The organism is Kitasatospora sp. NPDC101176, assembly GCF_044768035.1.
Taxonomy (GTDB): Bacteria; Actinomycetota; Actinomycetes; order Streptomycetales; family Streptomycetaceae; genus Kitasatospora.
This window is the reverse complement of record NZ_JBIWPA010000001.1, coordinates 491,163-514,186: the sequence shown is the minus strand read 5'-3', so window position 1 is coordinate 514,186 and position 23,024 is coordinate 491,163. Positions and strand designations below refer to the sequence as shown.

Here is a 23,024-nt window from a genome sequence, read left to right as displayed (position 1 = left end):
TGGGCCCGTCCGTCCGGGCCGCATCCGGGAAGCGGAAAGGAAGAGTGGTTCCCCGTGAATCTCGCCCCGCGGGAGATGGACAAGCTCTACATCTACGTCGTGGCCGATCTGGCCCGGAAGCGCCGTGAGCGCGGCGTGAAACTGAACTACAGCGAGGCCTGTGCGCTGATCAGCGAGGCGATCATGGAGGGCGCCCGGGACGGCCGCACCGTCGCCGAGTGCATGGAGATCGGCAAGCAGGTCGTCGGCGGCGCGGACGTCATGCCCGGCGTCCGCGAGATGCTGCCGCTGCTCCAGGTGGAGGCGGCGTTCCTGGACGGCACGAAGCTGGTGTCCTGCCACGACCCGGTGGGTGCCTGAGCCATGACCCGACGCCACGCCGCGCCGGCCGCCATCGTGGTGCTGGCCGGCGGGCACGAGAGCGACGGCGGCCGGGACCTGGCCGCCCTGGTGGAGCGCGAGCCCACCGTGCACGCCGCGGCCGCCGCGGGCCGCCCGCTCGCCGAGGCCGTCCGCTCGGCGCTGGCCGCCGCCGACGGCCCGGTCTGCGTCGTCCCGATGACCCTCGGGCGTGACCCGGGGCTGGTCGCCGACGCCGCCCGGGCCCTGCGCTGGCTCGCCGACGGCGAGGTCCGGGGCCGGCTGGCCCTCACCGAACCGTTCGGCGGCCGGGACCACCTGGTCGGCTGGCTGCGGGCCGCGGCCGGTGCGCACGGCGCCGACGGCGCCGACGGACCGGGCCCCGGGGGCGCCCTGCTGGTCACCGCTCCGGCGGCCGGGCCGTTCGAGGACGCCGACCTGTTCCGGACCGCCCGGCTGGTCCGCCAGTACGGGCGCCACCGCTGGGTGGAGGTGGCCTTCGCGGGCGGCGACCCGGACCCGGCCGAGGGCGCGGAACGCTGCCGCCTGCTCGGCGCCCGCACCGTCACGGCCGTCCCGGCCTCCTTCGGGCCGGCCCTGCGTGCCGGACTGCCCGGGGTGCGGGACGGCGGGCCGCTGCTGGGCCCGGCCGCGATCGCGGGCGTGGTCGCGGCCCGCACGGCGGCGGCGCTGCACCTGCTCGGCCACGGCGAGGACGGCATCCTGGCCGGCCTCCACGCCGAGCACGGGCACGGCTACGCGCACAGCCACGGGCCGGGCGGCACGCACACCCACGGCCACGGCCCCGGAGGGACCCACGGCCACACCCACACCCACGGCCACCGGCCCCAAGCGCCCGTCCCCGTTCCCGCCGCCGTTCCCGTCCCCTCCGGCGGCCGCCTCCCGGCCCCGCTCCCGCACGGGCACCGCCACGCCCACACCCAGCCCCCACAGCACTGAACCGACAGAGAGGAAGGGCCTGCCATGTCCGGTGGAGCCGCGTACCTGTACGGCGAGGACCCGGTGGAGATCAACGCCGACCGCGCCAAGGTCACCATCACGGTCAGCAACACGGGCGACCGCGCGATCCAGGTCGGTTCGCACTACCACTTCTTCGAGGCCAACCGGGCCCTCGACTTCGACCGCAACGCCGCCTTCGGCAAGCACCTGGACATCCCGGCCGGCACCGCCGCGCGCTTCGAGCCCGGCGACAGCAAGGACGTCACGCTCGCCGAGTTCGGCGGGCACGGCCGGCTGGTCGGCTTCAGCAACCTCGTCAACGGCGGCATCACCTCCCCCGACACCCGCGCCCGGGCGATCGACCAGGCCCTGGCACGCGGCTTCAAGGGCACCAACCTCGACCTCAAGGAGACCAGCCGCTGATGGCCGTCCTGTCCCGCAAGCAGTACACCGACCTCTTCGGGCCGACCGTCGGCGACCGCTTCCACCTCGCCGACACCAACCTGGTCGTCGAGATCGAGAAGGACTTCAACGAGGGCCACTACGGCGACGAGGCCGTCTACGGCGGCGGCAAGGGCATCCGCGACGGCATGGCCCAGGACCCGGCCGCGACCTCCGTCCAGGGTGCCCTGGACCTGGTGATCACCAACGTCGTGGTGCTGGACGCGGTGCTCGGCGTCGTCAAGGGCGACATCGGCGTCAAGGACGGCTTCATCGCCGCCGTCGGCAAGGCAGGCAACCCGCACACCCAGAGCGGGGTGCACCCCAAGCTGGTGATCGGCCCCGGCACCGAGGTGATCTCCGGCGAGCACCTGATCGCCACCGCCGGAGGCATCGACACCCACATCCACTTCATCGCCCCGCAGCAGGTGCAGGAGGCGCTGAGCAACGGCATCACCACCCTGATCGGCGGCGGCACCGGCCCGTCCGACGGCACCAACGGCACCACCTGCACGCCCGGCCCGTGGAACATCGGGCGGATGTACCAGGCGGTCGAGGACCTGCCGGTCAACGTGGGCCTGCTCGGCAAGGGCAACGGCTCGCTGCCGGGCGCGTTGCGCGAGCAGGTCGAGGCGGGCGTCTGCGGCCTCAAGGTGCACGAGGACTGGGGGAGCACCCCGGCCGCGATCGACAGCGCGCTCGGCGTCGCCGACGAGTACGACGTCCAGGTGGCGATCCACACCGACACCCTGAACGAGTCCGGCTTCTTCGAGGACACCCTCTCGGCGATCGACGGACGCACCATCCACACCTTCCACACCGAGGGCGCGGGCGGCGGCCACGCCCCCGACATCATGCGGATCGCCGGCGAGCCCAACGTCCTGCCGTCCTCCACCAACCCGACGCTCCCCTACACCGTCAACTCGGTGGACGAGCTGCTGGACATGGTGATGGTCTGCCACCACCTCAGCCACGACATCCCCGAGGACGTCTCCTTCGCCGACTCCCGGGTGCGCGCCGAGACGATCGCCGCCGAGACCGTCCTGCACGACGAGGGCGTCATCTCGATCTTCTCCTCCGACTCGCAGGCGATGGGCCGGATCGGGGAGTCCTTCACCCGGGCCTTCCAGACCGCCCACCACTGCAAGGACCAGCGCGGAAAGCTCGCCGGCGACACCGCGCGCAACGACAACTTCCGGGTGCTGCGCTACCTCGCCAAGCTCACCATCAACCCGGCCGTCGCCTCCGGCACCGCCGACCACATCGGTTCGCTGGAGCCCGGCAAGCTCGCCGACATCGTGCTGTGGCCGATCAACTCCTTCGGCGCCAAGCCCAAGACGGTGATCAAGGGCGGCGTCATCAACTGGGCTCTGATGGGGGACCCGAACGCCTCGCTGCCCACCCCGCAGCCGGTCTACTACCGGCCGATGTACGGCGCGCTCGGCCGGGCCCGGCAGGCCACCCGGGTCTCCTTCATGTCCCAGGCGGCGGTCGACCTGGGCGTCCCGGACCGGCTCGGCCTGGAGAGCCGGGTCCTGCCGGTGCGGCGCTGCCGCTCGGTCGGCAAGCAGCACATGGTCCGCAACGACGCGCTGCCGAAGATCGCGGTCGACCCGGAGACCTACAAGGTCACCCTGGACGGCGAGCCCGCCACCATCGAGCCGGCCCGCGAACTCCCGCTCAACCACCTGTTCTACCTCACGTGAGCGGCGACCGGCCCCCGGCCGCCGGAGGCCTCGGGGCGCTGCTGGTCAGCCTCCAGCTGACCGACTCCGCCTTCCCCAGCGGCTTCTACACCCTCTCGCACGGCCTGGAGGGCTACGCCCAGGCCAGGGCCGTCACCCCGGACACCCTGCCCGAGCTGCTCGCCGACCTGCTGCGGCACGGCGTCGGCCCGTCCGACGCCACCGCGCTCGCCCTGGCGCACCGCGCCGCCCGGGCGGGGGACTGGGAGCACCTGGCCGAGGTGGACCAGCGGCTGCACGCCACCCGGCTCAACCGCGAGCTGCGGCTGGCCGCCACCCGGACGGGCCGCCAACTCCTCGACATCGCACGCGAGTCGGTGGGCGGCGAGGCGCTGGAGCGGTACGCCGCGCTGGTCGCCGACAAGCGGGCCCCCGGCTCGCAGGCGGTGGCCGCCGGGGTCGTCTACGCGGCGGCCGACGTACCGGTCGACCAGGCCGTCGCCAGTGACCTGTTCGCCTTCTGCGCCAGCTTCGTCGGCGCAGCCCTGCGGCTGCGGCTGACCGACCACCGCCGGGCGCAGGTGGTGCTGCGGGCGACGGCGCCGGTGATCGAGGAGACCGTCGCGGGCGCGCTCACCCGGGAACTCGCGGACCTCGGGGGGTGCGTGCCGGTCGCGGACGCGATGTCCGGCCGGCACGAACGGGCCGAGGCCAGGCTGTTCGCCACCTAGGACCCTACCCGGGCCCGTCCGGGGGCCGCGGTGCGCGGCGCCGCGCACCCGGACCGGTCCGACCACATGACCCTGCAGCAGAGGAGGAAGGCATGACCGACAACGTGCTCCGGGTGGGCGTCGGCGGGCCCGTCGGGTCCGGCAAGACGGCGCTGATCGAGGCGCTGGTGCCGGTGCTGATCGAGCGCGGCCACCGCCCGGCCGTCATCACCAACGACATCTACACCCAGGAGGACGCGGAGCACGTGCGCCGGACCCTGGCCGGCGTGCTCGACCCCGAGCGGGTCGTCGGCGTCGAGACCGGGGCCTGTCCGCACACCGCCGTGCGGGACGACCCGACGATGAACCTCGCGGCCGGCGCCGAGATCCTGGAGCGCTTCCCGGACGTCGACACCCTGCTGTACGAGTCCGGCGGCGACAACCTGACCCTGACCTTCAGTCCGGTCCTGGTCGACCTCTTCCTGTTCGTGCTGGACACCGCCGAGGGCGAGAAGATGCCCCGCAAGCGCGGCCCGGGCATCACCGAGTCCGACCTGCTGGTCATCAACAAGATCGACATCGCCCGGTACGTCCGGGCGGACCTCGGCGTCATGGAGGCCGACGCCCACCGGGTCCGCGAGGGCGGACCGGTCGTGCTCACCAACTGCCTGACCGGGCACGGGCTGGAGGAGATCGCGACCTTCCTGGAGACCTTCCGCAAGGTCCCGGCATGACCGTGACCACCGGCGGGGGAGTCCCGGCCCCCGCCGGCGGCCGGTCCGCCCCGCCCGCGCCGCGGCCGTCGGCCCGCCCGGCGGGGCCGGAGCCGTCGGCCGGGCCGGAGCCGTCGGCCGGACGAGGCCGCCCGGCCCGCCCGGTCCGCCCGGCGCGGCGGGACCGGCTGGATCCCGCGCACTACGAGCCGGCCCGCGTCCCGGAGGCCGTCCGCCGGCACGCCGGCACCCCCGACACGCTGGCGGTCGGACGCCCCGGCAAGGTCGGCCTGCTGGAGCTGGCCTTCGAACGGATCGGCGCCCGCACCGAACTCACCGGCCACTACCAGAAGTCGCCGCTGCAGATCATGCGCCCGCTCTACTACGACCCGGCCCGCCCGGACCTCGCCATCACGCTCCTGATGTCCACCGGCGGCGGGATCCTCCAGGCCGACCGGCTCCGCACCGACCTGCGGTGCGGCGCCGACACCGCGACCCACCTCACCACCCAGGCGGCGACCAAGGTCTACCGGATGGAGTTCGACTACGCGACGCAGCTGGTGAACCTGGAGGCCGGCCCGCGCGCCTACGTCGAGTACCTGCCCGAGCCGGTCATCCCCTTCGTCGACTCCCGGCTCTACCAGCGGACCGTGCTCACCGTCGACCCGACCGCCACCGTGCTGGCCGGCGAGACCGTCCTCGCCGGGCGCCTGGCCCGGGGCGAGCGCAACGCCTACCGGGTGTTCGCCTCCGACCTCGAGGTGCGGCGCCCGGACGACCGGCCGGTCGCCGTCGACACCGTCCGGCTGGAGCCCGCGGCGGCCGGGGTGACCGGCCCGGCGGTGCTGGGCGGGCACGACGTGATGTCCACGCTGTACGCGGTCAGCCCGCTCGCGCCGGCGGCGCTGGTCGCCGACACCCTGCACGGGGCGCTGGCGGACTGCGGTCTGCTGTACGGGGTGAGCGTGCTGCCGCACGACGCCGGCGCCTGGGTGCGCCTGCTCGGCTCGGACACCCGGGCGTGCGCGGCGGCGCTGCGCGCGGCCTGGGACGCCGTGCGGCGGCTGCTGATCGGGGCTCCGGCGCCGGCGCTGCGCAGGACCTGACCGGACGGGCCCGGGGGCCCGCCGCCGTCAGGCGGGCTCCAGGCCGTTCGCCAGCCGCGCGATCTGGCGGTGGCTGAGGTCCACGACGCGGCGCATGTGGTGCAGTAGGAAGGCCAGTTCGGCCTCGCTGTCGTCGGCGTAGACGGCCGCCCAGTCGGTGCCCAGGGTGCGCCACACCCGGCCGAAGTGCTCCAGGGCGTCGGGGAGGACGGCGACCAGGACGCGGCGGCGGTCGGCCTCGTCGCGGCGGCGGGCGACCAGGCCGGCCTTCTCCAGGCGGTCGACGAGCCGGGTGGCGGAGCCGCTGGTGAGGCCGGTGAGCTCGGCGATCCGGCCGGTGGTGACCGGGCCGTCCTCCAGGGTGAGCAGGCTGAGGCACTGGACGTCGGTCGGGTGCATGCCGAGGTGGTCGGCGACGGCCTGGTTGAACAGCACGTACGAGGCCAGGTAGCGGCGGGAGGCCGGCCAGAGCTCGGCCATCAGGTCGTCGCGGGTCGTCATGCGGCCAGGGTATCCGGCAGCGCCGAAATAAGTTGTGTGGCGCAGAGACTTCCTTCTAGATTGTCTGCATGACACAGGTAAACACTGCGCAGCCGCCCCGGCTCCCCGTCGCCGTCACCGGCGCCACCGGCGCCCAGGGAGGTGCCACCGCCCGGGCCCTCCTGCGGGCCGGCCGGCCGGTCCGCGCCCTCACCCGCGACGTCACCTCGCCCGCCGCGCTCCGGCTCGCCGCCCTCGGGGCCGAACCCGTGCGCGCCGACTTCGACGACCCGGACTCGCTCGCCGCCGCCCTCGACGGCGCGGGGGCGCTGTTCGCGATGTCCACCCCCTTCGGCACCGACGTCGACACCGAGGTCCGCCAGGGCGTCGGACTGCTCGACGCGGCCGCCGCCGCCGGCGTCCGGCACCTCGTCCTGACCTCGGCGAGCAACGCCGACCGCGCCACCGGCATCCCGCACTTCGAGAGCAAGCACCTGATCGAGCGCCACCTCGCCGGTCTCGGCCTGCCGTGGACCGTCCTCGGCCCGGCCGTGTTCCTGGACAACTACGCCAACGGCTGGACGCTCCCGTCCCTGCGCGAGGGCTGGTTCCCGCTGCCCATGCCGCCCGGCGCCGCCCTCCCGGTGATCGCCTCCGACACCATCGGTGCCTTCGCCGCCCACGTCCTCGCCCACCCGGACGCGTACGCCGGCCGGCGGGTGGACATCGCCTCGCAGTGGTGCACCGGCGAGCGGATCGCCGCCGCGATCAGCGCGGCGAGCGGGCGGACGGTGCGGTACCGGGAGGTCCCGCTGTCCGTCGTCGAGGGCTACTCCGGCGACCTGGCGGCGATGTTCCGCTACTTCCGGGAGACCGGCCTCGACATCGACACCGGGGCGCTGCACCGCGAGCACCCCGGCATCCACTGGCAGGGCGTCGAGGAGTGGGCCGCCGCTCGCACCTGGGAGCTGTGAGCCGTCACCCGGTCCCCCGGGGGCCCTGGGGCGCACCCTGGCCCGGGAAGAGCAGCTCCGCCGCGCGGTCGAGGACCTCGGCCCGGGTGCGGCCCCCGTGGTCGGCGGCGAGGGAGTGCCGGGCGACGGCCACGCACATGGCGATCAGGCTGCGGGCCTCGACCTCGTCCGGGTCGGTGCAGAGGGAGCCGATCACCTCGCGCAGCAGGTCCATCCGCCGGTTGTCGACCCGGCGCAGGCGCTCGGCGACGGCCTCGTCCCGCCGGGCCCAGTCCCGGACGGCGAGGTCGAGCGGCAGCAGGCGCTCGCCGGAGAAGGTGAGCGCGCCGGCGCGCCGGGCCCTGGTCCGCGGGTCGCCGCCCTCGCGCTCGACCCGGTCGACGACCTCGTCGGTGCTCTCCCGCTCCCAGGTGTCCAGCATCTCGGCGAGCAGGGCCTCGCGGTCGGCGAAGTGCCCGTAGAAGCCGCCCTTGGTGACGCCGAGCCGCTTGGCCAGGGGTTCGACCCGGACGGCGTCCGGGCCGCCCGCGGCGAGGGCCCGCAGCCCTTCCTCCACCCATGCCCCGCGCGGTGTGCGAGCAGTGCCCACGGTGTGACCCGCCTCACTCGTCCGGTGAATATACGGCACCGTATATTCGTCCTAGCCTCGATGTGTACGCCAGCGTATACAAAGGGGGCGAAGCCATGAGGCTTCCGACGACGGCACACACCGGACGGCCGTGGCGCATCCACGGCTTCGCGGCCGACTTCCGGGTCGAGGACGTCTGGTCCTACCGCACACCCGGCGCCGGGCCGGACGACTTCCCGGTCATGCTCGCCGCCCTGCGGGCCGGCACCGGCGGCCGCCGGCCGCTGCCCGTCCGGGCCCTCTTCGCGGCCCGCCGCGGCCTCGGTGCGCTGCTCGGCTGGGACCGGCCCGACGCCGGCCCCGGCCGAGCGCTCCCCACCCTGCGCGACCGGCTGCCGGACGGCCTGCGCGCCACCGCCGACCCCGCCCGCGACGACGGCCTGCCGCTCACCCCGGTCTACGAACTCCCCGACGAGGCCGTCCGCGAGGTGGCCAACCGGACGGTCCACGCCCTCATGCACCTCGGCTGGGTGCCGACCGGCGACGGCGGCCACGAGCTGCGGATGGCCGTCCTGGTCAAGCCCCGCGGCCGCCTCGGCCGCCGCTACATGGCCCTCATCGCACCGTTCCGCCACCTCGTCGTCTACCCCGCCCTGACCCGCCAGTGGGAGCGCGCCTGGCGCGACCGCCCCCGGCCACCCGCCCGCGGCTGAGGCAGGCCCGGGGCGTATCGTCGCCGGATGGCCCTCAGGACACCGCGCGCCCTCCACGTCGACGGCCGCGACTACCGCTGGGTGGTGCGGCACCTGGACGCCGACCACGTGGCCGTCCGGGTCTGGCCCGACAGGCCCGGGCGCGCGCCCCGCCCGCTCGAGGTCGTCCGCCGCTTCGACGACCCCTGGCTCAACTTCGGGGTGCTGCTCACCGCCCCCGCCGAGCGGATCGCCGAGGTCTTCCAGCTCGACCCGGTCACCCCCGCCCTCGCCGCCGACCTGGTCCGCGCGGCCCTGGCCGCCGACTGGCGCCCCGACGAGCCCGGCCCGGCGCTGCGCCTCGTCATGCACGGCGACCGGGCGGACTTCACGCTCACCCCTCCCGCGTGAGCAGGGCCGCCACCTGGAGCCCCGCCTCGGCGGCGCCCCGCACGTAGGGGCTGGGGTCCTCGCCCGCCGCCCGCCGCAGGGCCGCGACGGTCTCCCGGCGGCCCGGCCACTGCCAGGCGAGCATGGTCAGCGCCTGGCCGCGCACCTCGGGGCTCGGGTCCTCGGCGGCGCAGCCGCGGACCACCGCCTCGCCCTCCTCTCCGGCCAGCACCGCGAGACTGCTGAGCGCCTCGCAGCGGACCTCCTGGTCCGGGTCCGCGCGGGTGCGGGTGCGCAGGAAGGGGACCGCCTCCGGGCGCCGCCCGCCGAGTTCGGCCAGCAGGCCCAGGGCGGTGGTACGCAGCCGGGTGGAGTACGGGTCCACCGCGGCCCGGTGGAGCAGGTCGACGGTCTCCGGCGCCCCGGGCCGTCGGGCGGCGAGCGCCTGCAGCGCGTGGCGCCGCGCCGCCTCCCCCGGGTCGTGCTCCGCCCGGTCGATCAACACCTCCACCACGGACGGGTGTTCGGGCCACCCGGCGGCCAGTTCACGGATCGCGGTGGCGCGCACCGAGTCGTCCGGGTCGCCGGCGGCCCGCGCCAGCAGCAGCGCCGGGGCCTCGGCGCGCAGCGCCCGGGAGCGGGCCACGCCCTCGATCGCGCTGGAGCGCACGTTCGGGCTGGGGTCGTCGGTCATCCGCTCGCGCAGCACCCGCAGCACGTCCGGGTCCTCGCAGCCGTCCAGGGTCAGCTGGCGCAGGGCCAGTTGGCGGGGGTAGTCGGCCGGGTCGCGGGCGATCCGGTCGAGCAGCAGCGGGAGCACGCCCGGGTGGTGCAGCCAGCGGCCGGCCAGGTTGCGCAGTGCGGTGGCCCGGACCGAGGCCGGCGCGTGCACGGCCTGGTCGAGGGCCAGCGGCAGGACGTCGGGGTGCTCGGGCCGGTGCTGGACGAGCAGGTTCAGCGCGACCTCGCGCGGGAAGCGGTCCGGATCCCCGGCGGCCCGCTCGAACAGCAGCGGCAGCACGTCCGGGTGCTTGGGCCAGCGGCGGGCGAGTTCGGTGAGCGCGGCGGAGCGCACTGTCGACGAGGCGTCGAGGACGGCGGCCGACAGCAGCAGCGGCAGCACCTCCGGGTGCCCGGGCCAGTGCGTGGCCAGCCGGACCAGTGCGGCCTCCCGGGTGAGGCTGTCGCGGTCGCGGACGGCCCGCTCGCGCAGGACGGCGAGGACCTCGTCGCGGGTGTTCCAGTGCTGGGCCAGCGCGGTCAGGGCCACGGTGCGCAGGTAGCCGTCCGAGCTGGTCTCGGCGTGGCCGAGCAGCAGCGGCAGCACCGCCGGGTGCTCGGGCCAGCGCTTCGCCACCTCGTTGACCACGGTGTAGCGGTCCAGCGAGACGCCGTCGTCGACGAGCCGCAGCAACAGCGGCAGCACCTCGGGCCGTCCGTGCCAGCGCTGGGCCAGGGCGGACACCGCGGAGGCCCGGCTGCCGGACTTGAGCCCGTGGAGGGCGAGCGCCAGCGCCGGCCGCACGTCGTCGTGCAGCGTGCAGGCGACGGTGGTGGCGTCCTCGGCCAGCGGCAGGAACTGGCCGCGCAGGCGGAACCAGCGCAGGTAGCGCTCCCGACCGGACCACCCGGCGCCGAAGCCGGCCAGCGCCGTCAGCGCGGCGAGCAGCGGATTGCTCCCGGGGTGCCCGGCCGCGCCGGTCAGGGCGGCGGTCATGCCGTCGATCGCCCGGTCGCTCTGCGCGGTCAGCAGGCCGATCTTCCGGACCTCGGCCAGCGCACGGATCGCCAGGACCAGCGAGGCGGCGTCCCCCCGGTCGAGCAGGTGGTCGACCACCCGGCCGGCGTCCGCCTCGCTCAGCTCGTTGACGACCAGCAGCAGCACCTCGTGCCAGGTCGGGTCGTCGACCCGGCGGGCGAACACCTCCTCGATCAGCTCCTGCGGGGTCCACTCCCGGTCGACCGTGTAGCGGCGGACGACGTCGGCGGCCGCCAGGTACTCCAGGAACGCCCGGTGCACGAATCCGTACACCTCGCCGCCGTACCGCGCCAGGATGAAGTTGCGCTCCCGCAGCTGGTCGCGCAGTGCCCGGGCGGCCGCCAGGCACTGGTGGGCGGGCAGGCCGAACTGGGCGAAGTAGTCGCGGAAGACCCTCTCCAGGTCGTCGGCGTGGATGTGGTTGCCCGCGATGCCGCCGATGCCCTCCTGCATCCGCCGGGCCAGCAGGCGCAGCAGTTCCAGGAGTTCGCGGTCGTCGAGCAGGTCGAGGGCCTCGGCGGCGGCGGGGGTCAGCGGGGCGCGCAGGTGCTTGGTGTCGCGGTCCAGGTGGGCGACGAGCACCCGGACGGCGTGCTCGTAGACGCCCCGGCGGTCCCGGGGCAGGGTCTGGCGCCGGCCGATGATCGCGAGGATGGTCAACAGCAGCGGGTTGCCGGCGAGTTCGCGGATCGGCCGGGACGCCTCGACCGCGCCGCCGATCCGCTCGACCAGCCGGGCGGCGAGCTGCGGGTCGCTCGGGCAGGCGATGGCGTACCAGCGGCGGGCGAAGGCGGTGATCCGGCCGGGGTCGAGGTCCTGCAGCATCAGGTGGGTGAAGCCGGCGCCGCCGAGGGTGGCGCGCTGGTAGCCGATGACCCGGGAGGTGACCACGACGCGGACCCGGTCGTAGCGGGCGGCGAAGGCGGCGATCCGCTCCGCGGTGGCGGCGCGCGTCCCCGGGTCGAACAGCTCGTCCAGGCCGTCGAAGACGACCACGGCCCGCCCCTCGGTGAGCAGCCGGCGCAGTTCGGGGCCGGGGACGGACATCCCGGTGGTGCGGTGGCGGTGGTCCAGGAAGTCCTCGAAGGTGCGCTCGCGCCACTGCTCCTCGGCGTACTGGCGCAGTTCGACCACCAGGGGCAGCCGGCCGGCGAGCCGGGCGAGCGGTCCGGAGTCGTCGCCCCGGGTGAGGACGAGCGCGAGGTAGCGGGCCACCGTCGACTTGCCGGAGCCGGGGTCGCCGAGCAGTACGACCCGTTCGCCGCGCGGCCCGGCGAGGACGTCGAGCACGTCCTCGCTCGGGCGGCTCAGGTACCCGGTGCGCAGCCGTTCGACGGTGGACTGCCGCAGGCCCGGCGGGAGTTCGTCCTCCGCGGTGGTCTGCTCGCCGTTCGCGAGCAGGCGCTGCACCAGCTCGCGCGGGAGCTCGACCGGGGGCGGGTCCTCCCGCACCTGCGGGGTGACGAACACCTCGCGCAGCTCCACCGCCGGGTGCTCGCCCTGCTCGGAGAGCGGGGTGAGCACCTCCAGGTCCAGCCGCCCGAACGTCTCCCGCACCCGGCGTGCGTACCCGGCGCAGGCGGCGGCCAACGACTCGGCGGTGACCGGGCGTTCGCCGGTGCCACCGCCCTGGTGGACCGTCCCGGCCTGGATGAGGTCGCCGTGCACGACCACGGCGTCCGCCCGGTTGTTCGTCGTCCGATCAGGTTCCCCGCCCATCCGGTCAGGGTAGCCGCCGGTGCCGGTCAGGGCAGGCGTCGCACGAACCGCCGCTGCCACGGGGTCTCCACGGCGTGGCGGTCGTAGTGGTCGCGCACGTACCGGACGGCCTCGGCGGGCGGCACGCCGTCGAGGCCGCCGCCGCGCTCGCACTGCACGAGGCCGGCACGCTGCGGCTGCCGCTGCACCGGGTGCTCCCGCTGGCGGAGGCCGCCGAGGCCCACCGGATCAGCGAGCAGGGCCACCTGCGCGGCAAGATCGTGCTCACGGTCTGACGCGTCGTCACCGCCCGGGGCCGTCCCGGCGGGGCTGCCCGGCGTGTCGCCCAACTGTGCGCCTTGCCGGGAAATCTGACGGACGATCGGTAGAGTCCGGCGTCATGGTGACTGTGAACGAGACCGGAGGCGCGGCGGGCCGGCTGGCCGGCCGGGCCTGCGTGGTGACCGGCGCGGCCAGCGGCATCGGCAAGGCCGTCGCCGAACGCTTCGCCCGCGAGGGCGCGTCGGTGGTCGCCACCGACGTCGACGCCGCCGGTCTGCGCCGGCTCGCGGACCGGCTGCCGCACGCCGTCAGCACCGTGGTCGGCGACGTCTCGGTCGACCGGGACGCCCGCCGGATGGTCGAGGCCGCCGTCGAACGGCACGGCCGCCTCGACGTCCTGGTGGCCAACGCCGGTGTCCTCCCGCTGATGGAGGTCACCGAGGCCACCGCCGAGGACTGGGACCGCGTGATGGCCGTCGACGGCCGCGGCATGTTCCTCACCTGCAAGTACGCGATCCAGACGATGGCCGCGCAGGAGCGGCCCGGTGGTGCGGTCGTCTGCGTCTCCTCCATCTCCGGCGAGGCCGGCCAACGGGGCCAGGCCGTCTACGGCCCGGCCAAGTTCGTGGCCTCGGGCATCACCAAGCACCTGGCCGTCGAGTGGGCGGACCGCGGCATCCGGGTCAACGCCGTCGCGCCCGGCACCATCACCACCGAGCGCGTCGCCCGGCTCCGGGGCGAACCGGGCGGCGCCGAGTACCTCGCCGGGATCGAGCGGCTGCACCCCATGGGGCGCCTCGGGACCCCGGCCGAGGTCGCGGCGGCCGTGCTCTTCCTCGCCTCCGACGACGCCTCCTTCGTCACCGGCGCCGTGCTGCCCGTCGACGGCGGGTACCTGGCGCAGTAGCGCGGTCACCGCGCAGCGGCGGGTCCCCGGTGAGCGGCGCGGCCGTCGGGGAGCGGCGCGGCCACCGCGCATCGGCGCCGTCACCGCGCGGTGGTCCAGGAACCCGCCAGCTCCGCGGGCTCGCCGGAGAACACCACCTCGCCCCGGTGCAGGACGTGCACCACCGACGCCGTGGCGAGGGTGCGCGGCAGCGCCCGCGCGGTCAGCACCACCGTCCGGCCGGCGGCCGCGCCCGCCAGCAGGTGGGCGTGCAGCCGGGCCGCCACGGCGGGCGCCAGCCCGCGCTCCGGCTCGTCGAGCAGCAGCAGCGCCGGGTCGGCCGCCAACGCCCGCCCGATCGCGACCAGTTGCTGCTGGCCGCCGGAGAGGGTGCCCGCCCGCCGGTCCAGCAGCGCGGTCAGCTCCGGGAACAGCGCCGTCGCCCGCGACCGGGCGGGGCCGCCCAGACGCAGGTGTTCGGCCACCGTCAGCGACCCGAACACCCCCCGCTCCGCCGGCACCAGCGCCAGCCCCGCCCGCACCCGCCGGTGCACCGACCACCCCGTGACGTCCCGCCCCCGCCACAGCACCCGCCCGCCCGACAGCGGCACCAGCCCGGCCACCGCGTGCAGCACGCTCGTCCGCCCGGCCCCGTTGCGCCCGAGCAGCACCGTCACGCCGCCGCCCGGCACGGCGAGCCCGACGCCGTGCAGGGCCTCCAGCGGCCCGTACCGTACCCGGGCGCCCTGCAGGGCGAGCTCGACGCTCACCGGGCGCCGCCTGCCCGGGCGGCCCGGGGGCGTGCCGCGGACATCAGCCGGCCCCCCGCCAGACGCGGGTGACCCGGGGGTCGGCCAGCACGGTGCGGGTGGGCCCGCCGGCGACGAGCCGGCCGTCCGCCAGGGCGTAGACGGAGTCGGCGAGTTCGGCGACCAGTTCGGCGTCGTGCTCGACCAGCAACAGGGCCATGCCGCGGTCGGCGAGGCCGCGCAGGACGGTCACCAGACGGGCCGTCTGCGCGGTGTCCAGTCCGGCGGCCGGTTCGTCCAGGAGGAGCACCCTGGGTCCGCCGGCCAGGGCCCGGGCCAGCTCCACCAGCCGGAGCACGCCGGTCGGCTGCTCCGCGGCCGGCTCGGCGGCGACGTCCTGCAGCCCGAACAGTCCGAGCGCCCGGGCCGTGCGCTCCGCGGCTGCCCGGGGGTCGGGCCGGCCGCGGTGCTGCTCGGCGCCGACCCGGACGTTGTCGGCGACGGAGAGCGTGGGGAAGACGGCGATCTGCTGGAAGGTCCGGGCCAGCCCGAGCCGCACCCGCCGGTGGGCGGCGAGCCGGGTGACGTCCCGCCCGCCCAGCAGCACCCGGCCCGCGTCGGGGCGGACGGTGCCGGCGAGGCAGTCGAAGAGGGTGCTCTTGCCGGCGCCGTTGGGGCCGATCAGTGCGGTGATCCGGCCTGGCGGTGCCAGCAGGTCCACCCCGGCGACGGCCTCGATCCCGCCGTAGCGGTACACGATGCCGCGCGCGGTGAGACGGGCGGTGGCCGTGGTGGCGGCGGTGGTCACGGCGGACCTGCGTCCGTCCGGGAGGGCCGGCGCCGCCGCTCGTCGGCCGGCCGAGCGGCGACCAGGGCCCGGACGCGCCGGCCGGCCGGGCTGAGGCGGGACGCGGGCAACGGGGGCGCCGTGGCCCGCGGCCGGCGGGCGGGAAGGGCGGCGAGGCCGCCGGGCAGACGGCCGATCGCGACGGCGAGGGCGCCGACGGCGACGGCGGAGACGCCCGCGGTGGTGCCGGCGTCGAGGCCGGTGAGCAGGGCGGCGACGAGGACGGCGCCGAGCGCGCTGTCGGCGCCGGCGACGACGACGGCGGCGAACCAGAGCAGACCGCGGACGGGGTCGAAGGCGGCGGGGTCGAAGGCCCGGCCGGCGAGGCCCATCAGGCCGCCGCCGAGCGCGGCGAGCGCGGCGCCGGCGACGAAGGCGAGCAGCTTGAGACCGGGGACGTCCACCCCGGCCGCGGTGGCGCCCGCCTCGTGGTCGCGCACGGCGGTGAGGGCGCGGCCGGTGCGGCCCCGGTGCAGGGCGCGGACGGTGAGCAGGCCGAGGCCGAGCAGGAGGAGTTCGGCGAGGTAGAAGGCCCGGTCGCCGCTGAGCAGGGCGGGGCGGTCCAGGGTGAGCCCGGTGGTGGCGTAGGGCTGCTGGAAGACGAAGCGGCTCATCGCGGTGCCGACGGCGAAGGTGACGAGGGCGAGGGCCAGGCCGCGGCGCCGGATCGCGGGCCAGCCGGTCAGCAGGCCGAGCGGCGCGGTGGCCAGGACGGCGAGCAGCAGCGCGGGCAGGGCGGGCAGCGGCGGGACGCCGGGGATCCGGCCGGACATCAGCAGCCCGGTGCCGAGCGCGCCCAGGCCCGCGTACCCGGCCTGGCCGAGCGAGATCTGCCCGCCGTAGCCGGTCACGACGACGACGGAGAGCAGGACCAGGGCGAGCGCGGGCACCAGCAGGGCGCTGCGCAGGTCGTTGCCGCGGAAGCCCAGCGGCAGCAGGAGCAGGACCAGGCAGACCGCCCCGGCGACCTGGCCGCCGCGCCCGCCGCCACCGGGCCCGCCGCCACCCGGCCGGGCCCGGCGGGCGGCCAGCGGCGCGAGGTCGTGGCTGCCGCCGGTGATGTGCGGGCCGGCCAGCAGGGCGGTGACGAGCAGCGCGATGACGAACAGGTTGGACTGCACGGCCTGGACCAGCGGCAGCAGTTGGCCGGACGGCCGGAGCCGGGTGAGTTCCGCCTGGGCGACGCCGAGGCCGAGCCCGGTCGCGACGGCCACCGGGATGCTGCGCAGCCGGGCGGCGACGGCCACCGCCATGGTCTCCATCACCAGCAGCGGCAGCCCGTACGGGTCGAGCAGCAGGTAGGGGGCGAGGGCGACGCCGACCAGCCCGGCGGTGAAGGTGCCGAAGGCCCATCCGGCGGCGGAGAGCCGGTCGGCGTCGACCCCGGCGAGGGCGGCGAGGCGGCGGTCGTCCACGACGGCCCGCAGCCGCAGGCCGAAGCCGGTCCAGCGGGTGACGGCGGTGACGCCGAGACCGAGGACGAGGATGGCGGCCAGCTGGGCGACGGTGTCCGGCCGCAGGGTGTGCCCGCCGGGCAGCCGGATCGGGGTGCCGCCGAGCGGGGAGGGGGCACCGGCCAGCGGGGCCGGGCCCCAGAGCAGCACGACCAGGCCGATGAGCAGCACGAAGACGCCCAGCCCGGCGACCATGGTCTCGGCCGGTCCGGCGCCGCGCCGCTGCAGGGGGCGGTGGACGAGGACGTCGAGCAGGACGCCGAGCGCCGGGGCGACCAGCAGCAGGCAGCAGGCGACGGCGGGCCACACCGGCCAGTGCCGGACCACGACGAGGTCCCGCAGCAGGTAGGCGACGGCCATCGCCTGGGCGCCCTGGGCGATGTTGAGCACGCCGGTGGCGCGGTGGCAGACGACCAGGCCGATGCCGCTGAGCGCGGCGGCGCAGCCGACGGTGAGCCCGGCGAGGGCCAGGTCGACGGTGAGCCCGAGCGAGTCGGCGGGCGCGGCGAGCAGGACGTCCACCGGTTCACCCGCCGGGCGGGGCGGATTCGCCCGGACGGGTGGCGGGCCCGTCCGGGTCGCCGCCCGGCTCGCAGACCGGGCAGGGCGTCAGCGAGCGGTCCCGCACGGCCGCCGCGTCCACCGCCCCGGCCCGCTCCTTGCCGGAGACCAGCGGGCAGTCCGGCCGGTGGTAGTGGGTGCCCCCGGGGAGGGCGCACCACCCGGTGGCGGCCCCGCCGCCGCCCTGCGGCTCGTCCGGCTCGACCAGCAGCTCGTACAGCCGGGCCACCCGTCGGCCGGTGAGGTCCCCGGGCCCGTCCGGCGGTGGCGGGCGCACGGCCACGAGCACCGCGCCGGAGACGATGAGGGCCGCGCCGGGAACGGTCGAGGAGGCCAGGTAGGGGATCTGCTGTTCGGCGAAGCGCTCGCCGGAGACCCCGTACCAGCCGAGCACGCACAGCACCGCCCCGACCGCCAGGAGGATCCAGCCGGCCCACTCCCGCCCGCCCCGGACGGCCCGCAGCCGGCGGGCACCGCGCCGGACGGGGGAAGCCCCCGCCGCGGGGCACGTGGTCTCTCCGCCGGATTGCGATTCGTCCATGGATCCGCCTTGATGGTGTCACTTGCGACGTTTCCAGGATCGGCCTGGAACAGCATCCGGGACACCGCGAGCGGGACCGGGCGGCGCAGTCGAGAGGGAACACCATGCGCGTGACGCGAAGCGGCACCCCCACGGGCGGCGGCCCGGCCCGGCGGACGGCGGGCGCGCTGCTCGCCCTGCTGCTGGTGGCCACGGCGGCCGCGTGCAGCAGCAGCACGTCCGGGTCCTCGGCGACCACCTCGGCCGCCGCGAGCGCGAGCGCCTCCGCGAGCGCCACCTCCGGCGGTTCGCCGACCGCGTCCGGCGGCACGGCGCCCGCCGATCCGGCTGCCGCGAAGACGGAGGTCACCGCCAACTGGGAGAAGTTCTTCGACCCCGCCACCCCGATCCCGGACAAGGCCGAACTGCTCCAGGGCGGTGACGCGCTGCTCCCGGCGCTGCAGGGCTTCGCGCAGGACCCGCGGGTCGGCCAGGTGCAGGCGAAGGTCACCGACGTCGCGTTCACCGACGCGAACGACGCCACCGTCACCTACTCGCTCTCCCTGCAGGGCACCGTCGTCGAGCCCGCCGCGACCGGCCAGGCCGTCCTGGAGAACGGCACCTGGAAGGTGTCCCGCTCGACCCTGTGCGGCCTGATCACCCAGGCCGGCGGCGCCAGCGGCACCCCGATCCCCGGATGCAGCTGACGGCCCCGACGCGCCGCCGGGCCGCCGACGCGACGCCGCGCCGGCGGCCCGGCGGCGCCCCGGGGGTGCCGGGGCTCGCGGCCGTCCTGACGGTCCTGGCGCTGCTGCTGCCGCTCGCGGGCTGCGGGACCCGGCTGCCGGCCGACGCCTTCTCCGCCCGGCCGACCCCGGCCGGCGGCACCGGCAGCCCCGGCAGCACCGGCGGGAACCCGGCCTCGGACACCGGGGTCAGCGCCACCGAGATCCGGGTCGGCATCGTCACCTCGACGACCAGCCCCGTCGGCGGCGACGTGTTCAGCGGACCGCGCTACGGCGCCCAGGCCTTCTTCCAGGCCCTCGACGACCGCGGCGGCCTGCACGGACGCACCGTCCGGATCATCACCTGCGACGACGGCGGCAGCGGCATCGGCAACCAGGACTGCGTGCACCGGCTGATCGACCGGGAGCACGTCTTCGCCTTCGTCAGCGGCAGCGTCCTGGACTACGCGGGCGCCCCCTACGTGAGCGCCCAGGCGGTGCCGGACGTCGGCGGCCAGCCGATCGGCACCGCCTACGACCGCTGGCCGCACCTGTACGGGATCTACGGCAGCAGCGCCCCGCGCGACGGACGGGCCGTCGGCTGGAACGGCACGCTCTACCAGAGCACCGAGGTGTTCCGGTTCTTCCGGGAGCGGCTGGGCGCGGGCAGCGCCGCCGTGGTCGCCTACAACCAGGCCGACTCGGCCCGCTACGCCGGTCAGCTGAAGGCCGGGCTGGAGGCCGAGGGCTACCGGGTGCTGCTCCAGACGGTGGACTTCGCGCTGCCGAACTTCCAGGCGGTCGCCGCGGCCGTGCGGGCGGACGGCTCACAGCTGCTGTTCGACGCCATGGACACCCGGGGCAACGTGGCGCTGTGCCGGGCCCTGGACGACGCCGGGGTCGGGCTGACGGCCAAGGTCACCAACGTGCAGAACTGGTCGGAGTCGGTGCGCACCGACTACCAGGCCGTGCCGAACTGCCGCGACGTCCTCTGGGCGACCTCCTCCAGCCTCAACTACGCGGACGAGCAGTACCCGGCGGTGCACGAGTTCCGCACCGCGATGGCCCGGTACTACCCGGACCGCGGGCCGCAGCTGTCCGCCTGGGAACTGGAGGGCTGGGCGGGCGCGCAGTGGCTCGCCGACGCGATGGCGTCCTGCGGGGCCGCGCTGACCCGCTCCTGCACGGAGGCCTTCATGAACCGCGTCGAGCCCTACGACGCGCACGGCCTGATCCTGCCCGCCTCCTTCGTCCCGCAGCCGCCGCCCAGCGGGCCGACCAGGGCCTGTCTGAACGCCGCCCGCTGGCAGGACGCGGCGCAGTCGGGCCGGGGCGGCTGGGCCACCCAGGTGCCGTCGATGACGACCACCTGCTTCGAGGTCCCGCAGCTGCCGTACCGGCCGTGACCGGGGCGGCGTCGGGGGCGGTGCAGGGGCCACGGGGGCCGTACCGGGGCCCGGGCCGCGGGGCTCCGGGGCTCCGGGGCCGGTCAGGGCAGCCGCTCGACCACGACCATCGCCGCGTCGTCGCCCAGCCGGCCGCCCGCGTGGGCGAGCAGGTCCCGGTGCAGGTGGTTCAGCAGCACGGCCGGGCTCTCGCCCTGCCGGGCCGCGAGGCGTTCGGCGAGCGGGTAGAAGTTCCCGTGCGCGTCCCTGGCCTCGATCACGCCGTCGGTGTAGATCAGCAGCCGGTCACCAGGGTGGAAGGGGAAGGTCTCCGTCTCGTACCGGACCGGGGCGAGGTCGCCCAGGCCGAGCGGCGGCGCCGGGTGGCGGGCCGCCAGCGTGGTGATGCCGTCGGGGCGCAGCAGCAGCGGCGGCGGGTGGCCGCAGTCGATCAGGCGGACGGCCGAGCCGTCGTCGGGGATGTCGAGCAGCACGGCGGTGATGAAGGACTCCCCGCCGTCCTCCGCCGCCGCGTCCGCCTCCTCTCCCGGTGCCCGCTGCGGGCGGGACTGCTCGGCCGGCTGGGCGAGGCCCCAGGAGACCGTGCCGTCCAGGTAGGCGGCGAGGCCGGGCAGATCGGGGTACAGGTGGGCGGCGGCGCGGAAGGCGCCGAGCAGCAGGGCCGCGTCGCCCAGCGAGGGCAGGCCCTTGCCGCGGACGTCGCCGACCAGCAGCCGGGTGCCGGTGGTCGTGCGGGCGGCCGCGTAGAGGTCGCCGCCGACCTGCGCCTCGGCCTCGGCGGCCAGGTAGACGGAGGCCAGGTGCAGCGGGCCGATCCGCTCCGGCAGCGGGCGCAGCAGCACCCGCTGGGCGGCCTCGGACACCGAGCGGACCTGGGCCAGCTCGCGCTCGTGCCGGGCGCGCAGCACCCGCAGGCCGACGATCAGCACGGAGACGGCCAGCTGGGCACCCAGCTGGGTCTCGTGGTTGGCGGTGGTCACGCCGTCCCGGGCGAGGCCGATCACGGTGAGCCCGGCCAGGGCCAGCAGGGCGACGCCGGCGGTGGCCCGGGGCCCGGCGACGGAGGCGGTGAGCGCGGGGGCGACGATCAGCAGCGGGCCGAGGTGGATGTCCGGCGGGGAGACGATGTCGACGACGGTGATCACGACGATCAGCGCGAGCGACAGGGCCGTCATCACCCGGCTGTCGGGCCGCCAGGAACGGCGGCGGTCGCGGGGGCGGTCGCGCGGGCGCGGGTCACGGGGACGCTGCCGGAGTGGCACCCCTCCTCTGTACACCGTGCGGGCGGTGCGGCGCACCCGGAGCCGGCGGGCGGGCCCGGCCGGCGCCGCCCCGCCGTCAGCCCTCTTCGCCGTAGCGGGCCAGGTAGTCGGCGAAACGGGCGACGTCCGCGTCGGACCAGTCGGTGAAGCGGGCCGTGAAGGCCAGCCGGCGCTGCTCGTTGGCGTCCCGCAGCAGGGTCAGTCCGGCCTCGGTGGCCCGCAGGATCTGGCCGCGCTGGTCGTCCGGGTCGGCCTCGCGGCGCAGCAGGCCGAGCTTCTCCAGGGCGGTGACCTGGCGGCTGACGGTGGACTTGTCGAGCATGAAGTGGGCGGCCACGTCGGCGGCCCGGCAGCCGCCGCGCTCGGTGATCAGGTCGAGGATGCTGTAGGTGACCAGGGAGAGGTCGGGGTGCAGCTGGGAGGCCTTGTGCCGGGCACGGCGGGCGAAGGCGGTCAGCTCGCGCTGGATGGTGTCGATGGACGACTGGCGGCCGGGCACGGGGTTCCTACCTCCTCGATATTTGTTGCACTATACAACGGAATCACTCGGGCCCGTGCGCCGCACCCCCGACGGCCGACCGGCCCGGGCCGCTTCCCAGGCGCGGGCTGCGGCGATCCGGCGGGTCGTACTCGGGTGAGTGGCGAACAGTAGCTCAAGCACCCTCGGCGGGTCGACATCGGAGACGTTCGCCAGAGCCAGTCTGCGCTGCATCGCGACGAACTGCTCGGGGTCCGCCGTCAGTTCGAGCGCGTGCCGGTCCGCCCTGGCCTCGATCCGGCGGCTCACCGCACACTGCGCCGGGCCCGACAACGCGCCCAGCAGCGCCGCGCACGCCGCCAGCAGCGGCAGTGCGCGCGGATCCGCGGCGTCCGTCGCCCCGGCCGCCGACAGCAGCGGCGCCCAGCCGCTCAGCACGCCCAGCACCGCCACCGCCACCGCGGCGCCCAGCGCGCCCAGCACGGTGCCCGTCAGCACGTCCCGGTGCTTCACGTGGCCCAGCTCGTGCGCCACCACCAGCTCCACCTCGCGGGGCTGCGCGGTCGCCACCAGGGTGTCGTAGGCGACGATCCGCCGGGTCGCGCCCAGCCCCGAGACGTAGGCGTTGAGCGCGGTGGTCCGCCGCGAGGCGTCCGCCACCAGCACGTCCCGCACCCGCACGCCGTCCCGCTCCGCCAGCGCCAGCAGGGCGGTGCGCAGCCCGCCCGGCGCCATCGGGGCGAAGCGGTTGAAGACCGGCTCGATCAGCAGCGGGTGGAGGAAGGAGAGCGCCACGGTGAGCCCGGCCGCGGCCGCGGCCCCCGGCACCCACCAGTGCCGCGGCGACCACGCGGTCAGCGCGAACAGCCCGAGCGCGAGCGGCAGCACCAGCGCGAGGCCCAGCGCCAGACCGCGCAGCGCGTCCAGCAGCCACCCGGCCCAGCCCTGCGTCACCAGCCCGTACCGGGCCCGGACCACCCGGACCCGGGCGCCGAACGGCAGCTGCAGCGCCTGGCCCAGCACCAGCAGCGCCGCCGCGCCCGCCAGTACCTGGGCCGTCCGGGAGCCGCCGAACCAGCCCCCGGCGGCCACGACCAGGCCGGCCCCGGCCGGGGTGAGACCGAGCAGCAGGGTCAGCGCCAGCCCGGCGAGCCGCCCGCCCAGCGCCCACGGCAGCTGGGCGCGGCGCAGCGCGCGGCCGCGGGCGAGCTCGGCGGGGGTGAAGTCGCCGGGGCCGGCTCCGGATCCGGCTCCGGATCCGGCTCCGGGGTCGGGATCGGGGTCGGCCGGCGGGGTGGTCACGGTCTCGTCCATGGGC

24 protein-coding genes and 1 pseudogene are annotated in these 23,024 nt (G+C 76.2%); 14 read left to right on the top strand and 11 right to left on the bottom strand.

The window, feature by feature from the left end; genetic code table 11:
- Positions 1 to 54 precede the first annotated feature (54 nt).
- The 7 genes from ACIRS1_RS02125 to ACIRS1_RS02095 all read left to right on the top strand — a co-directional run bounded on the left by ACIRS1_RS02125 (position 55) and on the right by ACIRS1_RS02095 (position 5,975).
- Positions 55 to 360, top strand: a complete 306-nt coding sequence (locus ACIRS1_RS02125) for an urease subunit gamma (RefSeq protein WP_360205047.1) — start codon at positions 55 to 57, stop codon at positions 358 to 360.
- A gap of 3 nt (positions 361 to 363) precedes the next feature.
- The gene (locus ACIRS1_RS02120) at positions 364 to 1,320 is read left to right on the top strand and encodes a cobalamin biosynthesis protein CbiX (RefSeq protein WP_402836107.1); all 957 of its coding nucleotides are present in this window, start codon (positions 364 to 366) and stop codon (positions 1,318 to 1,320) included.
- Between the two features lie 24 nt (positions 1,321 to 1,344).
- Positions 1,345 to 1,743, top strand: coding sequence for an urease subunit beta (locus tag ACIRS1_RS02115; protein ID WP_402836105.1), 399 nt, complete (start codon positions 1,345 to 1,347; stop codon positions 1,741 to 1,743).
- Positions 1,743 to 3,467 (top strand): urease subunit alpha, encoded by a 1,725-nt coding sequence (gene ureC, locus ACIRS1_RS02110; protein ID WP_360205054.1) that lies wholly within the window; start codon positions 1,743 to 1,745, stop codon positions 3,465 to 3,467. Before ACIRS1_RS02115 ends, ureC begins: the two co-directional genes overlap by 1 nt.
- Positions 3,464 to 4,177: an urease accessory protein UreF gene (locus ACIRS1_RS02105; RefSeq protein ID WP_402836103.1), complete on the top strand. Its 714-nt coding sequence runs from the start codon at positions 3,464 to 3,466 to the stop codon at positions 4,175 to 4,177. The genes ureC and ACIRS1_RS02105 overlap by 4 nt, the downstream gene beginning before the upstream one ends.
- Positions 4,178 to 4,269: 92 nt before the next feature.
- Positions 4,270 to 4,890 (top strand): urease accessory protein UreG, encoded by a 621-nt coding sequence (ureG, locus tag ACIRS1_RS02100; protein ID WP_360205059.1) that lies wholly within the window; start codon positions 4,270 to 4,272, stop codon positions 4,888 to 4,890.
- Positions 4,887 to 5,975, top strand: coding sequence for an urease accessory protein UreD (locus ACIRS1_RS02095; RefSeq protein ID WP_402836101.1), 1,089 nt, complete (start codon positions 4,887 to 4,889; stop codon positions 5,973 to 5,975). The genes ureG and ACIRS1_RS02095 overlap by 4 nt, the downstream gene beginning before the upstream one ends.
- A gap of 27 nt (positions 5,976 to 6,002) precedes the next feature.
- On the opposite strand, the gene ACIRS1_RS02090 is transcribed toward ACIRS1_RS02095, so the two are convergent.
- Entirely contained in the window at positions 6,003 to 6,476 is a 474-nt protein-coding gene (locus tag ACIRS1_RS02090; RefSeq protein WP_360205064.1) for a MarR family winged helix-turn-helix transcriptional regulator, read from the bottom strand.
- Between the two features lie 68 nt (positions 6,477 to 6,544).
- Between ACIRS1_RS02090 and ACIRS1_RS02085 the strand changes: the two genes are divergently transcribed.
- Complete coding sequence (locus ACIRS1_RS02085) at positions 6,545 to 7,429, top strand: NmrA family NAD(P)-binding protein (RefSeq protein WP_402836099.1); 885 nt, start codon at positions 6,545 to 6,547, stop codon at positions 7,427 to 7,429.
- Between the two features lie 4 nt (positions 7,430 to 7,433).
- On the opposite strand, the gene ACIRS1_RS02080 is transcribed toward ACIRS1_RS02085, so the two are convergent.
- On the bottom strand, positions 7,434 to 8,018 hold the full coding sequence (locus tag ACIRS1_RS02080; RefSeq protein ID WP_360205069.1) for a TetR/AcrR family transcriptional regulator: 585 nt from the start codon (positions 8,016 to 8,018) through the stop codon (positions 7,434 to 7,436).
- Between the two features lie 95 nt (positions 8,019 to 8,113).
- Between ACIRS1_RS02080 and ACIRS1_RS02075 the strand changes: the two genes are divergently transcribed.
- Complete coding sequence (locus tag ACIRS1_RS02075) at positions 8,114 to 8,710, top strand: DUF2867 domain-containing protein (protein ID WP_387896786.1); 597 nt, start codon at positions 8,114 to 8,116, stop codon at positions 8,708 to 8,710.
- A 27-nt stretch (positions 8,711 to 8,737) separates the two neighbouring features.
- Positions 8,738 to 9,100, top strand: a complete 363-nt coding sequence (locus tag ACIRS1_RS02070; RefSeq protein WP_402836096.1) for a hypothetical protein — start codon at positions 8,738 to 8,740, stop codon at positions 9,098 to 9,100.
- Here the strand turns inward: ACIRS1_RS02070 and ACIRS1_RS02065 are convergent.
- Together ACIRS1_RS02065 and ACIRS1_RS02060 are read right to left on the bottom strand one after the other, a co-directional pair.
- A complete protein-coding gene (locus ACIRS1_RS02065; RefSeq protein WP_402836094.1) occupies positions 9,084 to 12,557 on the bottom strand; it encodes a HEAT repeat domain-containing protein in 3,474 nt (1,157 codons plus the stop codon). The genes ACIRS1_RS02070 and ACIRS1_RS02065 overlap by 17 nt on opposite strands.
- A 26-nt stretch (positions 12,558 to 12,583) precedes the next feature.
- A pseudogene (locus ACIRS1_RS02060) lies at positions 12,584 to 12,699 on the bottom strand (protein phosphatase); the annotation flags it as partial.
- A gap of 49 nt (positions 12,700 to 12,748) precedes the next feature.
- Here ACIRS1_RS02060 and ACIRS1_RS02055 point away from each other — a divergent pair.
- On the top strand, positions 12,749 to 12,832 hold the full coding sequence (locus ACIRS1_RS02055; protein ID WP_402836314.1) for a zinc-binding dehydrogenase: 84 nt from the start codon (positions 12,749 to 12,751) through the stop codon (positions 12,830 to 12,832).
- A gap of 104 nt (positions 12,833 to 12,936) precedes the next feature.
- Positions 12,937 to 13,725, top strand: coding sequence for an SDR family NAD(P)-dependent oxidoreductase (locus ACIRS1_RS02050; RefSeq protein ID WP_402836092.1), 789 nt, complete (start codon positions 12,937 to 12,939; stop codon positions 13,723 to 13,725).
- An 80-nt stretch (positions 13,726 to 13,805) separates the two neighbouring features.
- Here ACIRS1_RS02050 and ACIRS1_RS02045 read toward each other — a convergent pair whose 3' ends face one another.
- Genes ACIRS1_RS02045 through ACIRS1_RS02030 form a run of 4 tightly spaced genes read right to left on the bottom strand, consistent with a single transcriptional unit; the run spans position 13,806 to position 17,856 of the window.
- Positions 13,806 to 14,474 (bottom strand): ATP-binding cassette domain-containing protein, encoded by a 669-nt coding sequence (locus ACIRS1_RS02045; protein WP_402836091.1) that lies wholly within the window; start codon positions 14,472 to 14,474, stop codon positions 13,806 to 13,808.
- 43 nt (positions 14,475 to 14,517) lie between these two features.
- Positions 14,518 to 15,261 (bottom strand): ABC transporter ATP-binding protein, encoded by a 744-nt coding sequence (locus ACIRS1_RS02040; protein ID WP_402836089.1) that lies wholly within the window; start codon positions 15,259 to 15,261, stop codon positions 14,518 to 14,520.
- A complete protein-coding gene (locus tag ACIRS1_RS02035; protein ID WP_402836087.1) occupies positions 15,258 to 17,276 on the bottom strand; it encodes an ABC transporter permease in 2,019 nt (672 codons plus the stop codon). Before ACIRS1_RS02035 ends, ACIRS1_RS02040 begins: the two co-directional genes overlap by 4 nt.
- Positions 17,277 to 17,280: 4 nt before the next feature.
- Positions 17,281 to 17,856 (bottom strand): hypothetical protein, encoded by a 576-nt coding sequence (locus ACIRS1_RS02030; RefSeq protein WP_402836086.1) that lies wholly within the window; start codon positions 17,854 to 17,856, stop codon positions 17,281 to 17,283.
- 104 nt (positions 17,857 to 17,960) lie between these two features.
- Here ACIRS1_RS02030 and ACIRS1_RS02025 point away from each other — a divergent pair, with 104 nt between their 5' ends.
- Both ACIRS1_RS02025 and ACIRS1_RS02020 read left to right on the top strand, forming a co-directional pair.
- Positions 17,961 to 18,542 carry a hypothetical protein gene (locus ACIRS1_RS02025; protein ID WP_402836084.1) on the top strand — a complete coding sequence of 194 codons (582 nt, stop codon included), beginning with the start codon at positions 17,961 to 17,963 and terminating at the stop codon, positions 18,540 to 18,542.
- Positions 18,533 to 19,966 carry an ABC transporter substrate-binding protein gene (locus tag ACIRS1_RS02020; protein ID WP_402836082.1) on the top strand — a complete coding sequence of 478 codons (1,434 nt, stop codon included), beginning with the start codon at positions 18,533 to 18,535 and terminating at the stop codon, positions 19,964 to 19,966. The genes ACIRS1_RS02025 and ACIRS1_RS02020 overlap by 10 nt, the downstream gene beginning before the upstream one ends.
- A gap of 83 nt (positions 19,967 to 20,049) precedes the next feature.
- On the opposite strand, the gene ACIRS1_RS02015 is transcribed toward ACIRS1_RS02020, so the two are convergent.
- The 3 genes from ACIRS1_RS02015 to ACIRS1_RS02005 form a co-directional block, all read right to left on the bottom strand.
- A complete protein-coding gene (locus ACIRS1_RS02015; protein ID WP_402836080.1) occupies positions 20,050 to 21,141 on the bottom strand; it encodes a PP2C family protein-serine/threonine phosphatase in 1,092 nt (363 codons plus the stop codon).
- Between the two features lie 163 nt (positions 21,142 to 21,304).
- Positions 21,305 to 21,727 (bottom strand): MarR family transcriptional regulator, encoded by a 423-nt coding sequence (locus tag ACIRS1_RS02010; RefSeq protein ID WP_360205111.1) that lies wholly within the window; start codon positions 21,725 to 21,727, stop codon positions 21,305 to 21,307.
- Positions 21,728 to 21,757: 30 nt separating this feature from the next.
- A complete protein-coding gene (locus ACIRS1_RS02005; RefSeq protein WP_402836078.1) occupies positions 21,758 to 23,020 on the bottom strand; it encodes a M48 family metalloprotease in 1,263 nt (420 codons plus the stop codon).
- Positions 23,021 to 23,024: the final 4 nt, after the last annotated feature.

Excerpts from the sequence above, each read along its gene's own strand:
- ACIRS1_RS02065 (WP_402836094.1), bottom strand. The coding sequence starts at position 12,557 with ATGGGCGGGGAACCTGATCGGACGACGAACAACCGGGCGGACGCCGTG.
- ureC (WP_360205054.1), top strand. The coding sequence starts at position 1,743 with ATGGCCGTCCTGTCCCGCAAGCAGTACACCGACCTCTTCGGGCCGACC.
- ACIRS1_RS02070 (WP_402836096.1), top strand. The coding sequence starts at position 8,738 with ATGGCCCTCAGGACACCGCGCGCCCTCCACGTCGACGGCCGCGACTAC.
- ureG (WP_360205059.1), top strand. The coding sequence starts at position 4,270 with ATGACCGACAACGTGCTCCGGGTGGGCGTCGGCGGGCCCGTCGGGTCC.
- ACIRS1_RS02085 (WP_402836099.1), top strand. The coding sequence starts at position 6,545 with ATGACACAGGTAAACACTGCGCAGCCGCCCCGGCTCCCCGTCGCCGTC.
- ACIRS1_RS02015 (WP_402836080.1), bottom strand. The coding sequence starts at position 21,141 with ATGACGGCCCTGTCGCTCGCGCTGATCGTCGTGATCACCGTCGTCGAC.
- ACIRS1_RS02115 (WP_402836105.1), top strand. The coding sequence starts at position 1,345 with ATGTCCGGTGGAGCCGCGTACCTGTACGGCGAGGACCCGGTGGAGATC.
- ACIRS1_RS02005 (WP_402836078.1), bottom strand. The coding sequence starts at position 23,020 with ATGGACGAGACCGTGACCACCCCGCCGGCCGACCCCGATCCCGACCCC.
- ACIRS1_RS02025 (WP_402836084.1), top strand. The coding sequence starts at position 17,961 with ATGCGCGTGACGCGAAGCGGCACCCCCACGGGCGGCGGCCCGGCCCGG.
- ACIRS1_RS02095 (WP_402836101.1), top strand. The coding sequence starts at position 4,887 with ATGACCGTGACCACCGGCGGGGGAGTCCCGGCCCCCGCCGGCGGCCGG.
- ACIRS1_RS02120 (WP_402836107.1), top strand. The coding sequence starts at position 364 with ATGACCCGACGCCACGCCGCGCCGGCCGCCATCGTGGTGCTGGCCGGC.
- ACIRS1_RS02020 (WP_402836082.1), top strand. The coding sequence starts at position 18,533 with ATGCAGCTGACGGCCCCGACGCGCCGCCGGGCCGCCGACGCGACGCCG.
- ACIRS1_RS02050 (WP_402836092.1), top strand. The coding sequence starts at position 12,937 with ATGGTGACTGTGAACGAGACCGGAGGCGCGGCGGGCCGGCTGGCCGGC.
- ACIRS1_RS02030 (WP_402836086.1), bottom strand. The coding sequence starts at position 17,856 with ATGGACGAATCGCAATCCGGCGGAGAGACCACGTGCCCCGCGGCGGGG.
- ACIRS1_RS02090 (WP_360205064.1), bottom strand. The coding sequence starts at position 6,476 with ATGACGACCCGCGACGACCTGATGGCCGAGCTCTGGCCGGCCTCCCGC.
- ACIRS1_RS02075 (WP_387896786.1), top strand. The coding sequence starts at position 8,114 with ATGAGGCTTCCGACGACGGCACACACCGGACGGCCGTGGCGCATCCAC.